Consider the following 12,394-nt stretch of genomic DNA (forward strand, 5'->3'; position numbering starts at 1 on the left):
CAGTTTTCTCAAGAACTAAGTGAGGAAATTCTGCCAATAATTTGATCGGAGCGTTCTTTCGGCTCCGCTGCGCCGTCATTCGCGGTCTTCGTCTTTTTCTATGCGGCTCTGCCGGTGAGCCTTTTCGGCCTTTTCATTCAGCGCCTTTGTCAGGTTCTTCTCAGTCTTCGTGCGGCCGAAGCTGATACGATTCTGCTCGGCCTGCTTTTCCTTTTCGGAGCGGGCCTGTTTTTTCTTGAACTGGCGGAGGTTGACGATTTCGGCGCTCATGGCTTGCCTCCATCCGGCTTCGAAAGGGCGCATGAAAAAGGGAAGTCGTGGCTCCCCTCTTTGGTTTACTGCTTCTTGCGGAAAGCGTCGAGCGAGACGACGGAACCGGGCTTCTTCTCATCGCCGCCTTCGGCAGGCTTGGCGGCCGCGGCTTCTTCGCCCTTCTCGGCCGCGACCGGATAGGCAGTGATTTCAGCGTCGGGCTGCTCCTCACCGTCTGCCAGCGGCACGTCGAACTCCAGTTCGAAATTCACCGAAGGGTCGTAGAAGCCGCGAATCGCGTTGAACGGAATCACCAGTTTCTCAGGAACGTCGGAGAAGGAGAGGCCGATCTCGAACAGCGATTCGGTGATCTTCAGATCCCAGAACTGGTGCTGGATGACGATGGTCATCTGCTCCGGATATTTGGACTTCAGATGCTGCGAGATGCGGACGCCGGGGGCGCCGGTCAGAAAAGTGATGAAGAAATGATGGTCGCCGGGCAGGCGGCCCGTCGTTGCGACTTCGGACAAGACCTTGCGAATCACGCCGCGCAGCGCGTCCTGTGCCAGAATGTCGTAGCGGATATGATCCTGCCCCATGCTTTTCCTGTCTTTCTTTGGTTCGGAAGTCTTTTCTCAAGGTTATATGCCACGTCCGGCAGCCTTGGGAAAGTCTGGTATCCGGGTCACGCGTCACAAACATACATGATTTGGGTGGCAGGGAGAAGGTGAAGGCTTCTGTTGCCAGGTGCCTTCGGACCCCGCCTTTCGGTGCTAACCGCAAGGACTTAGAGCGGAATTCCCGCACCGCCATTAGGCAGCGAGAGCGTATTCCTTAGCGTTGTTGTCGTTTGCAACTACACTTTTGACCCGATAACGGCGGTATCATGCCGAGCAAAAAGTCGATCTTTACACCCTTGTCGATCCTATTTCGCCCCCATCAAAAGCAGGCCAGACCACTAAGATCGACCGCCTGTTTTTGGTGGAGGCGCCGGGTACCGCCCCCGGGTCCAATAGGTTTATTACACCGCTCATTTATCGCCATAGCCGGTCCGAAAACCGGCAGTGCTGATATAGTGTTTTCAGAAGCGTATGGAAAGGGGATACGTCACAAAAGCGTTGCGGGCGGCAAGACAATTGCCGGGACAACGCCTATTCGGACGTTGGTTTCGGCGGCGGCAGCGCTTAGATTGACCCAACGGAATCGGCGGCGGCAATGACTCGACGAGTTGCGACGGTCGGCACTCGGCTCTCTTGAGCGCGTGCGGCGGCGCTGAGTGGCCGGCTGGACGTGCGGATTGTTCTGCAATCCACGTGATCGCAAACAGGGAGACACGGATGCTGCGCCATCCTGAATATCAGTACCTCGATATCATGGCCCATCTGCTTGAGAAGGGCGACCGGCGCATGGACCGCACCGGCGAAGGCACTCTGTCGATGTTCGGCGCGATGATGCGCTTCGATCTCTCGGACGGCAGCTTTCCGGCCTTCACAACCAAAAAGGTCTACTGGAAGACGGCGGTGAAGGAGATGCTCTGGTTCCTGACCGGACAGACAAACATCCAGTCGCTGCTCAGGGAAAACGTCAAGATATGGACGGACTGGCCGCTCGCCGCATACCGCAAGGCGACGGGCGAAGAGATATCCCAGGAGGCGTTCGAGAGGCGGGTCCTCGAGGATGATGCTTTTGCGGCAAAGTGGGGCGATCTCGGGCCGGTCTACGGCAAGCAATGGAGACGATGGCTGGACGGCAATGGGGTCGAGCACGATCAAATCGGCGCTCTCATGCATAGCCTCAAGACCAATCCGACGAGCCGGCGCATGCTGTTCCACGCCTGGAACGTGGGCGAACTGGATCAGATGGCGCTTCCGCCTTGCCATATGGTCTATCAGTTTCACGTCTCCGGATTGCAAGGTGAGGGCCGGCCGCGGCTTTCGATGCTCGTGAACCAGCGCTCCTGCGACATCTTCCTCGGCGCGCCATTCAACATCTGCCAACAGGCCGCGCTGCTTGCCATGGTTGCGCAGCAGGCCGGGATGGATCGCGGTGAGCTTATCTGGGTCGGGGGCGATACGCATCTTTATCTGAACCATCTGGAGCAAGCCAAGGAGCAGCTCTCACGCGAGCCAATGGCCTTTCCCAAGCTGGTGCTGAAGCGGAAGCCCGATGGGATCGACGGTTATTGGATCGAGGACTTCGAGGTGTCGGGCTACGATTCTCACCCTGCGATCGAAGCGCCGGTTGCGGTCTGACCAAGCCCGGCGGTCCCCTAGCTGTCCGCGCCTCAGCGAAGTAAACTGCGACACAGGTTGCCGGGTGTTTAGATTTTCGGAGACGAAGGAGCGGATAGGACGCGGCATGAACGGGGCGAGCGAGAATTTGCGCGACAGTTCAGGCGCGGTGATACGGCCGCCGATCGCCTGGGCGCTTGCGGTGATCGCCGGGCTTGCGCTCGATTGGGTCTATCCGCTGCCGTTCCTGCCGTCGGCAGTGCCGCGCGGCTGGCTCGGCGGCATCGTGTTCGTCGCCGGCCTGGCGCTGCTGATCTGGGCGGCGACGACCTTCCGCCGCGCGGGGACACAGATCCCGACCACCCAGCCGACGACGACGATCGTCGCCGCAGGCCCCTACCGCTTCACGCGCAACCCGATCTATACCGGCATGTTCCTCGGCCTCATCGGGCTTTCTGTCGCCTTCGACAGCCTGTGGCTGATCGTCCTGCTGGTACCGTTCTATCTCGTCATCCGCTACGGCGTTGTCGCCCGCGAGGAGGCCTATCTCGAGTGGAAGTTCGGTGACGTCTATCTCGCCTACAAGGCCCGTGTTAGGCGGTGGCTATAGCAAGGCGAAGACGGGCAAGCTGCTGGACCCGAGCGATCGGAACGGGTCCAGCACGATCTCTGGGGCATCCTACTCCCGGCGGAGAGGACGCCGCGCCGCTCACCGTTCCGTTACGGTAATGCGACCCCGCATGTTCGGATGAAAGCGGCAGAAATAGTCGAGGCTTCCCGCCTTGTTCATCACCATCGACGCTGACTTGTGAGGTGCAATCACGACATCGAAGCCGCCCTTGACAGTTGCTGTATGGGCGAACGGATCCTTGTTCACCCATTCAATTGTATCGCCTACCACCACCGTGACTTCCACAGGCTGAAAACCCAGCTTGTCGAGAACCACCTGGACGGTGGCAGCGTGGGCTGGGAGGGCAGCCAAGGTCATGGCCACCCCGCCCAGCGCTGAAAGGAAGCGCTTTGCCGCCATCGCGATGACTTTACTTCAACATCGCCGCGACGTGTTCGGCATGCTGCTGGTGTCCCTGAAACACCTTCAGACCCGTCTGCAGCAGATCCTTCAGGTCCGCGTTTTTCGCGGAGGGGATGAGCAAGGTTTCGAGCGCGCCATTGACCTGCTTGTGGTAGGCAACCTCGTTCTCGATATACGCCTTGTCGAACGCGGCGCCCTTGAGCTTGGCAAGACGCTTCTTCTCCTCGCCTGCAGCCTTTGTCAAATCCTTGCTGGTCGCGTTGTCCTCGGGCTTCACGTTGAGCTTCTTGACCAGGTCGAGCGCCTGTTTGTTTACGGCCTCATGGTCGCGGATCATGTCCTTGGCAAAGGAGACGACCTCTTGGTTTTTCGATACTTCGACCGCCTGCTTGGCCGCATCGATATCGATTTCGCTCGCGGTGTAGGCGATGTGTGCGATCTGAGGGTCCGTCGGTGCGGTGCCGGCGGCAAACGCAGGCGTACCTAGAAGGCTGAGGGCGGCGTACATTGTGGTTAGTCGCGCAAACATGGGGATGCTCCTCTTTGCGGGCCAAAGCGGCCCGATGGTGTTGCAAAACAACCTCTTGGATGCACGCGGACCAAAAAGGTTCCCGCTTATTCGGTAAGGCCAAGCCGATTGATGACTTTTTCTGTCAAGCGCTCGCAGCGCCAACCGGCGAACGGGAAAACATCGAGAAAAGCCGGACCGATCTGCTCGTCGAGCTTGCGCCGCAGCAGCGCTCTCGCCCTGTGGAGCCTCGTCTTGACGGTCTCGGCCCGAATGCCAAGAAGGCTCGCCGTGTCGTCTATGCTCATGCCCTCGACGACTCTCGCGATAAAAACCAGGCGAAAACTCTCGGGCAATGTATCCATCGCCTCCTCGACCAATCGCACTATCTGCCGCTGCGCCATCACCTTTTCCGGATCGTCTACATCCATAACGGCCGGAAACCGCAAGATCTCCGCTCCCTTTTCTTCCGCTGCCAAAGGAACTTCGGATCGACGCGCTGATTGCCGAAGCCTGCCCAGCGCCTCGTTCAAGGCGATACGGTGCAGCCATGTCGACAGCAGCGCCTCACCTCGGAACTGGTCGAGATGCTGAAAAGCGCGAACATAGGTCTCCTGGACGATGTCTTCGGCGACGCTGTCGTCGCGGACCACGCCGCGGGCAATGCGAAACAGCTGCTGGTTATATCTGCGCATGATGGCGCGAAAGGCTTCAGGCTCCCTGCGACGCGCGCCGGCGACGAGATCCGCATCGGTGGATCCTGAGGGCAATGCAAGCTTTCGGTTTTCAGGATAGGTCGTTTTCATTCGGGCTCCAATCCTGAATTGGATGATCAAAACGGGATAAGGTTCCCAAGTTTTTGATTTACTATGCAGCCGACGACATTCAAATGTGAATAGGGATCGTCACTCCGACCGATCGAGACAGAGGAGCGCTGTCTGATGCCGAGCTGGTGCGGCAACCGAAGGCTTCGCCGCTGACGACAGCTTGATTGCCGCCGCTGCCAAAGCGGCGCCGGTATCTGACTTGGTGGTATGTCGACGCGACGAAAGAGGCAGCGCCTAGGCGTTCAAGCGTTGCTGCGTCTCTCGGTCGAAGAAATGAACCTTGTCCGTTGCGAACGAAAGCTTCACGCGCTGTTCCGGAACCAGTTCGACACGTTCGCGGACGACCCATGTCAGTTCCCTGCCTTCGAGTTCCACGACAACGTGGGTTTCCGAGCCTGTAGGCTCGACCACCTTGACCACCGCGTCCACACCGTTCTCGCCACCCAAGGCGATGTCCTCGGGACGAATGCCCAGCGTCAACGGCTGGCTTGCCGAGTTGGCTGGCGCCCGCGACAGCTTCACGCGCGAACCTCCCGATAGCGACAATGCCGGACTCCCGGCATCCTGCAGGGTTCCCTCGAGAAAGTTCATGGCGGGGGAGCCCAGGAAGCCGGCAACGAAGATGTTGCGAGGCCGGTCGTAGAGCTCTAGCGGGCTGCCGATCTGTTCGACACGACCGCCTTGGAGCACGACGATCTTGTCAGCCATGGTCATGGCTTCGATCTGGTCGTGGGTGACGTAGACGATGGTGGTCTTGAGGCGCTGGTGCAGCGCCTTGATCTCCGCTCTCATCTTCACACGCAGCTTCGCGTCCAAGTTTGAAAGGGGCTCGTCGAAGAGAAACACTTTCGGATCTCGAACGATGGCGCGACCCATGGCAACGCGCTGCCGCTGTCCGCCTGACAACTGGGCGGGCTTTCGATCGAGGAGGGGCTGCAATCCCAGGATGGCCGCAGCCTCACTCACCTTCTTCTCGATTTCCGGCCGCTTGACGCCCGCGAGCTCGAGCGCAAATCCCATGTTCTGGGCGACCGTCATTTGCGGGTAGAGCGCGTAGTTCTGGAAGACCATCGCGATATCGCGATCCTTCGGCTGCAGATTGTTCACAACCCGGCCGTCAATGCTGATCTGGCCGGCTGTAATCTCCTCGAGCCCGGCAATCATGCGCAGCAATGTCGACTTGCCGCAGCCGGAGGGGCCGACGAGAATGACAAATTCACCGTCGGCGATCTCGACGTCGACGCCGTGGATGATGTCCACTGCGCCGAAGGACTTCTTGACGTTCTTGATGCTCAACCCTGACATCGGGACCTCTTGTAATATCCTCAGCGCTTCCGGCGGACGCGCAGTGCCTGGTACGGCTTGCGCGGAATTTGAACGCCAAAGGCCGCGTCCGGCTTGCCTCCGCGGACAATTGCGCCGTGACGGGTGGGATGGGGAACGGGAGCCTCCACCTTCTTCGCCGGCGTGATGGTCATCTCCCAGGTATCGATGAGATCGACGTCATAATCGTCGCTGTCGAGCGGCAAGCCCGAGGACCAGATGACCGGCTGGTGCTCGCCGAGGTAGATCAGACGGAAATCGCCGTCGCCGTCGCGCGCTCCCGACACGCGGGACCAGGGCCACTCGCCGATGACGCCAAGGGGCTCCAGCCCGTGCTTCACGTCCGCCTCAAGCAGGTCCCTGAGGAAGCCGATACGCTTCCACGCCTCGCCGCGCAGCTCTCCGCCCTTGGCCCACCAGATCAGATCCTCCGGGTGGGAATAAGTCTCGCCATGGCCGGCATATCCGCCGCGCGCCATTGTGATCCAGAAGCGGTGCACCAGCTCCCGGGCGCTGAGATTGCCCCAGGACTGCATGATGTCGCCTTCATATTCGGGCTCGTCGTTGACGACTGGCTTGCCGTAGGCGTTGCGCCACTCCTGGGTGCGCTTGACGTCGGGATTTTGAATGCACGTATGAGTGACCCAAGGCTTGCGATGGTCAAAGTTTGCCGTCACGTCGCCATTATGGATGGAGCGCAGGTGCTGGTAGGGATCGTTCTCTTCCAGGATGTGGAAGTATCGATCCCATTGCTCCATCGGCTTCGTATCGATGAGGAAGTCATATTCGTTGGCAAGCGACCACCAGACGTTCCGGTAGGCGGACAAACGCGCGGCCAGATATTCGACATAGCGAAAATCCTGCGCGGCCGACATGTCCGCGTAGCCCCAGCGATCGTAAGGGTGGAAGATGATGATGTCGGCTTCGATCCCGAGTTCGCAAAGTGCTGCCACCTGCTTTTCGAAGTGCCGGAAGAGGACGGGGTTGGGTCTATCGAAGTCTTCCTTGCCATCGGCGCCCTTCTCAAAGCACGCATGGAGAGGCTCGTTGACGTTGTACGGATAGTCTTTCGGAAAGACGCCCATGCGGATCTTGTTGAAGCGTGTTTTCATCAGCGTCTCCAGCGTCTGCTGCTGCATCTCAAGCGGCTGGTGCGTCCAGGCATAGCAGGTCGTGCCAAAAGACAGAAACGGCGTCCCATCGGCATAGGCGAAATGAAACTTGTTGCGCACACGCACCGGGCCGTGGTTGCCGGCCGATGGGGCCGTCGCGACCAGTGAACCAGTCTTGCCGTCGAGTGCCGCGGTCTTGGAACGGGTCAGGAAAGACCATTCGCCCTCGGCGTCGGGCATGAAGCGGACACGATAGGTCCCATTGCCGTCATAGAAACCCGGAACCCGAACTTCCCGGCTCTTGTGGGTGAAGACGGCATCGAATGCCACGTCGAGATACGGGTTGCCGTCGGAGGGTCCATCAAAGGAAGCTTCGAACACGCCCCATTTTTCGACTGTTGCATTAGACATAGAATTCTCTCCTCATGAAAATTTCTCTGGCCATCAGCCTTTGACGGCACCGGACGTGAGGCCGGACACGAAGTAGCGTTGGAACATCAGGTAGACGATGGTCGCCGGCAGGACGGTCATGACGATCGCGGCGTTGAGCTGACCATAGTTGCTCGAAAACTGTCCCTGAAAGGACATAAGACCAAGCGGCAGGGTCCACATGTGCTGATCCTGAAGCAGCACCAGCGCCATGGCGAATTCATTCCAGGTCGAAACGAAGTCGAGGATGAGCAGTGCCGCAAGGACAGGAAGGCAGACCGGAAGGAATATGCGCCGGAAGATCGTGAAGTGAGTTGCGCCGTCAATCAACGCCGCTTCCGACAGTTCCTTCGGAATTGCCTTGAAGAAGCCGTGCAGGATGAAGACCTGATAAGGCACCCCGAAGGCGATGTATGGCAGGATAACGCCAGGATAGGTGTCGATAAGCCCAAAAGAGTTTACCAACGTGAACAACGGCGCAAGCATGACCTGAAAAGGAATCATCGTGCCGAACACGACAACCAGCAGCAGCGTCTTGGTAATCTTGAGCTTAATCTTCGCGAGGGCGTAGGCCGCCATGGCGGAAAGCGCGAGCCCGAGCGGCACCTTTATCACCGTGATGATGACGCTGTTGAAGAAGGAGCTGGCAAAGTTCCCGCGGCTCCATGCGCCGCTGTAGTTGTCGTAGGCAAGCTCCGTCGGCGGCATGAATGCGCCTGTACTCGTGACCGCGGCCGGCGTCTTCAGCGATGTGAACACAATGAAGACGAACGGTGCCACCCAGATGAGTGCAACCAGGACCAAGGCGATCCAGAGAGCAATCAGGACCGGATCGCGCTTGAGCGTGGAGGTCTCGGCGTGAGCCTGTCCAACGGTTGAGTCGGTCTGAACGGCTGTCACGATTCTGCCTCCTCCTTCTTCTGGGTCCATCGCAGGTAGGGAATGACGATTGCGATGGTGATCAGGAGCAGGACGACCGATATGGCCGCGCCTCGACCAAAATCGAAGATCTGCATGGCCTGTGTAAATGCCCAGAGCGCGAGCATCTGGGTGGATTGCGCCGGGCCACCGCCTGTCAGACCATAGACGATGTCGAAAGCCTTCAGCGACGAGATGATCGAAAGAACCAGCACGATCGTCACGGTCGGACGGAGCGCGGGCAGGGTCACATGCTTGAAGACGGCCCACCGGCCAGCGCCGTCGATCCGGGCAGCCTCCACGAGAGTCTGGGAGACATTCTGGAGGCCCGCCAGGAACAGGACCATTGAAAAGCCGACTGTTTGCCAGAGGTAGGCGACAAAAACCGAGTAGAGGGCGATTTTCTGGTTACCCAGCCAGTCCTGGATCCAGGTCTGCAGACCCCACGACGTCAGCAGCTGGCTGAACAGTCCGAAGAAGGGATCGTACATCCACTTCCACATCGTCGCGACCGCGATCGGCGCAATGATAACCGGAAGATAGAAAATGGCCCGGAGGCTGTTGCGCCCGAAAATCTTCTGGTTGAGGCTGAGCGCCAGCAGCAGACCCACCGTCGGAGGGAACACCAGGCTCATCAGCGTCCAGATGACCGTATTGCGGAAAGCGACCCAAAAGACCGGATCTCTCGTGAAAATCGCGGAGTAGTTCGCAAGCCCGACGAATTGCCGCTGCGGATCCAGTCCGTTCCACTTCTGAAAGCTCAAAATGACCACATTGAGCATCGGATAAAGGGCGAATACTGCGTAGATCGCCAGCGCAGGCACGAGCAGGATGAGCGCTTGCACGCTCGGATCATGTGTCGTTTGTCGTAGTGACATGCTCTCCTCCGGGCAGCGCGAGGCCGCTGCCTGTCTTCATGATGGTGCGCCAGCCGACCGACATGCGGAGCGGTCGACTGGCGACTTGGGAGGAATTACGTCCGGCTTGCGATAAAGCTCTGCAGCTGCTTCGGGGCCTCAGCCGGTTCGATGTTGCCCGATGCGACGTCGTTGATGACGCGGAAATATTCCGTCGTCACATCGAGCGGAAATGCTTGGTCGCCGTTCATGTAGATCTTGCTGTACTTCTTGAAGATATCCAGCCATTCCGCCTCGAGCGGCTTCTGGTTGGTGTACTGCACGTTCTTGTTGACCGAGATCGAGCTGACCTGCCCGACCAGATCCTGCTGAACCTTGTTCGAGAGGAAATAGTCGAGGAATTTCGCCGCCATGTCAGGGTTCTTGCTCTTCGTACTGACGTAGTTGTACTCGGCAAACCCGTAGAGGCGGTCGGTGTTGGTCGGGAAGGGGAAGATCCCGTAATCGTCGAGATTGGCGCCGCTGCCCGTCAATTGACCGACCAGCCAGTCGCCCTCCAGCATCATGGCCGCGCGGCCAGCCGTGAACAGGCTATACGACTGCTTGTTGTCGATGCCCATGAATGGCTGCAGCGTGTAGTCCTTCGTCCATTTTGCGAACTCCGTGAAGGCCTCCGTCGCACACGGCTCCTTCGTCCAGTCCACTTTCATGGACTTCAACGCATCATGCTTTTCAGCGCCGCATTTTGTTTCAAGGATGACATCCATAAGGCGCATCACGTGCCAGTTGACGGTCCCGCCGAAGGTGAACCCCGGAATGCCTGCTGCCTTGAGTTTCTCAGCCGCCGCGAGAAGCTCGTCGTAGGTCTTGGGTTCATCCTTGATCCCGGCCTGCTCGAACAGCTTCTTGTTGTAGTAGACCGCTTCACCCTTGAAGGTGAACGGCGTGCCATGCTTGCCGCCAGGATAGAGGTCGGCGAAAGCGGCCGCGGAGGGCAGGAGTTCGTCGGTCCACTTGTATTCGGTGTAGTACTTGTCGAGCGGCAGCGACAGACCAGCCTTCACGTACTCACCGCCAAGGCCCAGACCCGCCCAGCTAAAGTAGATGTCGGGGCCGCGGTTTGAGCCTGCGGCGACGCGCAACGCCGTCTTGTGCTCGTCGACAGCGCGCTGAACAATCTCGATGTGGGTGCCGGGATTGGCTGCCTCGAAGTCGCTGGCGACCTTCTTCAGGGCTACGTTCGCAGCGTTATTGTCGAAGTTCAGCGTCCAGAGCGTGATGTCTTCAGCGAAGACCGGACTTGCCGATAGAGCCGCAACGGCCATTGCGACAAGGCTCGCGGATTTCAATTTTGCAGATAGGGTCAGCATTACCGTCCTCCTCTTGATAAGCTGCAGCTCTTTTTACAGATAGTGATTTACATGTCAACTGGTATGATGAGGTAACCATCAAGATGGTGCAGTTGGTACGCTTCAGGTCAATCCGCGAGTGGCAAGATCGCGGTAGCGAATGAAGCGAGCCGAAGGTGCGCACCCGGATTCTCGGACGCCAACCTGCACGCGCTGCAGTCGACTTCCTGTTCTTCGTGCGTCAGGTTGACCACGTGAAGCCTGGTCCCTGTGTCACCGCGCGCGACGAACGCCAGAACCTCGGAGGGCGAGGAGGAGACGCACTCCTGCCAGGATGCGCCGGCCAATGCGGACAGTGTCCGTACCGTATTGAACAGCGGGCGCCGGCCGCCTTCCGGGGTCGGTTCACCCGGACCGGCGATCAAACCAAACGGACCGGTCAACGCCGATAGCGTCAGGCATTCGAGATCGGCATCCAGCACCCGGATCGCGTAACCAAGCGCGAAAGCCTCTGCGAAACGTCCGTTGTGGCGCGGGTCCCGGTTGGCCATGGGTATGCGCCCGCCCGACGGGTTGTCCATCGTGCGGCTGCCGTAGGGGTTCTGCCGCATCGGTATGGTCGATGGGCCGATCCGGTAGGGTTTCTCACCGTAGATGGCCCGCACCGAGCGGGTAATGAAGGGCAGGGCCTCCAGCGTCTGCATGACGCTGAGATCGTCGGCTGCATGGACGATCGGGTTGGTGCAGTGGCTGATGAAGCCAAGCTGTTTGTCCGGCACACGCTTGCGGTTCAGTTCGGTAAAGTAGCTGAGCATGCCGCCGCCGATGCGCATGCCTGGAAAAGCGGAATGGGCTGCGGCATAGACCTCTTCGAGGGGCGGGCAGTCGGGCCATTTGCTGCCGGGCGGCGTCGACTGCCGGTCGACGGAGGGCGAGATCATGACCGCATCCGGTTTGAATCCCGCCGACCGCATTTGTTGGGCAATCTCGGCTGTTTCGCTCGCTGGGGACTGCTTGCAAGAAAGCGCGATCTCCAGCGTCGAACGTCCGGGGTGAACTGCAGCAATTGCGGCGAACCGCTTGAGCGCTTCGACGCCGTGTCCAGCACCTGGATCGAGATGGAAGAGCAGTTCCCGGGGCGCGGTCTCCGATAGGAAGCTCTGCGCCGAGAGAGACGCATCAGCTTCCTCGGGTGTAATGATCAGACCGATTGCCGGCACGGCGCCGGAGCGTGCGCCGAGTTGAAGTTTTATTGCTCCGCCCGAGCTACCGACAGAAGCGCGCTGTGCGGGGCGGCTGTCCTTGATGATCAGCGATGTCTTTTGCCGGACGGGTTGATTGGCGGGAATCTGATAAGGCCAGGGAAGGGCGAGCGGCCGGACGTAGGTCTTGTAGGACGCGTCCGACCAGTTTCTCTGATCCTCCATTTCGAAGGTGTCGCCCTCCATGCGGCATTCCGCGGTGACATCAGGTGCGACCTCGTGGGTGATGGCGCGCATGTCCTTGAACGGCTGCCAGGGCTCGATGAAATCAGGAAACCGGGTTGCCTCGGTCG

Annotated in this window: 13 protein-coding genes and 1 other RNA gene; 2 read left to right on the forward strand and 12 right to left on the reverse strand. The window is 59.4% G+C overall.

Translation table 11 applies throughout. From position 1 onward, the window contains the following. Nucleotides 1-75: 75 nt before the first annotated feature. From ACPYOI_RS02290 to ssrA, 3 genes are all read right to left on the reverse strand, one after another. Nucleotides 76-270 carry a DUF4169 family protein gene (locus ACPYOI_RS02290; RefSeq protein WP_481414737.1) on the reverse strand — a complete coding sequence of 65 codons (195 nt, stop codon included), beginning with the start codon at nucleotides 268-270 and terminating at the stop codon, nucleotides 76-78. Nucleotides 271-335: 65 nt separating this feature from the next. Beyond that, nucleotides 336-851 (reverse strand): SspB family protein, encoded by a 516-nt coding sequence (locus ACPYOI_RS02295; protein WP_481414736.1) that lies wholly within the window; start codon nucleotides 849-851, stop codon nucleotides 336-338. 127 nt (nucleotides 852-978) lie between these two features. Beyond that, nucleotides 979-1,354, reverse strand: a transfer-messenger RNA (tmRNA) gene (gene ssrA / locus ACPYOI_RS02300). 235 nt (nucleotides 1,355-1,589) lie between these two features. On the opposite strand from ssrA, the gene ACPYOI_RS02305 reads away from it, so the two are divergent. Next, complete coding sequence (locus ACPYOI_RS02305) at nucleotides 1,590-2,504, forward strand: thymidylate synthase (protein ID WP_481414735.1); 915 nt, start codon at nucleotides 1,590-1,592, stop codon at nucleotides 2,502-2,504. A gap of 106 nt (nucleotides 2,505-2,610) precedes the next feature. Then, a complete protein-coding gene (locus ACPYOI_RS02310; RefSeq protein ID WP_481414734.1) occupies nucleotides 2,611-3,093 on the forward strand; it encodes a methyltransferase family protein in 483 nt (160 codons plus the stop codon). A gap of 99 nt (nucleotides 3,094-3,192) precedes the next feature. On the opposite strand, the gene ACPYOI_RS02315 is transcribed toward ACPYOI_RS02310, so the two are convergent. The 9 genes from ACPYOI_RS02315 to apnL form a co-directional block, all read right to left on the reverse strand. Continuing rightward, nucleotides 3,193-3,471, reverse strand: a complete 279-nt coding sequence (locus ACPYOI_RS02315) for a cupredoxin domain-containing protein (RefSeq protein ID WP_481414733.1) — start codon at nucleotides 3,469-3,471, stop codon at nucleotides 3,193-3,195. Nucleotides 3,472-3,523: 52 nt separating this feature from the next. Beyond that, the gene (locus ACPYOI_RS02320) at nucleotides 3,524-4,045 is read right to left on the reverse strand and encodes a DUF4142 domain-containing protein (RefSeq protein ID WP_481414732.1); all 522 of its coding nucleotides are present in this window, start codon (nucleotides 4,043-4,045) and stop codon (nucleotides 3,524-3,526) included. Between the two features lie 86 nt (nucleotides 4,046-4,131). Further along, a complete protein-coding gene (locus tag ACPYOI_RS02325) occupies nucleotides 4,132-4,830 on the reverse strand; it encodes an RNA polymerase sigma factor (protein ID WP_481414731.1) in 699 nt (232 codons plus the stop codon). Nucleotides 4,831-5,085: 255 nt separating this feature from the next. After that, a complete protein-coding gene (locus tag ACPYOI_RS02330) occupies nucleotides 5,086-6,156 on the reverse strand; it encodes an ABC transporter ATP-binding protein (RefSeq protein ID WP_481414730.1) in 1,071 nt (356 codons plus the stop codon). Nucleotides 6,157-6,176: 20 nt separating this feature from the next. Next, nucleotides 6,177-7,697 (reverse strand): DUF5060 domain-containing protein, encoded by a 1,521-nt coding sequence (locus tag ACPYOI_RS02335; RefSeq protein ID WP_481414729.1) that lies wholly within the window; start codon nucleotides 7,695-7,697, stop codon nucleotides 6,177-6,179. Nucleotides 7,698-7,730: 33 nt separating this feature from the next. Further along, nucleotides 7,731-8,615, reverse strand: a complete 885-nt coding sequence (locus ACPYOI_RS02340; RefSeq protein ID WP_481414728.1) for a carbohydrate ABC transporter permease — start codon at nucleotides 8,613-8,615, stop codon at nucleotides 7,731-7,733. Continuing rightward, nucleotides 8,612-9,511, reverse strand: a complete 900-nt coding sequence (locus ACPYOI_RS02345) for a carbohydrate ABC transporter permease (protein ID WP_481414727.1) — start codon at nucleotides 9,509-9,511, stop codon at nucleotides 8,612-8,614. Before ACPYOI_RS02345 ends, ACPYOI_RS02340 begins: the two co-directional genes overlap by 4 nt. A gap of 95 nt (nucleotides 9,512-9,606) precedes the next feature. Then, nucleotides 9,607-10,860, reverse strand: coding sequence for an extracellular solute-binding protein (locus ACPYOI_RS02350; protein WP_481414726.1), 1,254 nt, complete (start codon nucleotides 10,858-10,860; stop codon nucleotides 9,607-9,609). A gap of 107 nt (nucleotides 10,861-10,967) precedes the next feature. Then, nucleotides 10,968-12,394 (reverse strand): D-apionate lactonase (apnL, locus tag ACPYOI_RS02355; protein ID WP_481422506.1); only part of this gene is annotated, 1,427 nt, incomplete at its 5' end.

Source organism: Rhizobium sp. SVR5-2C, from assembly GCF_056755115.1.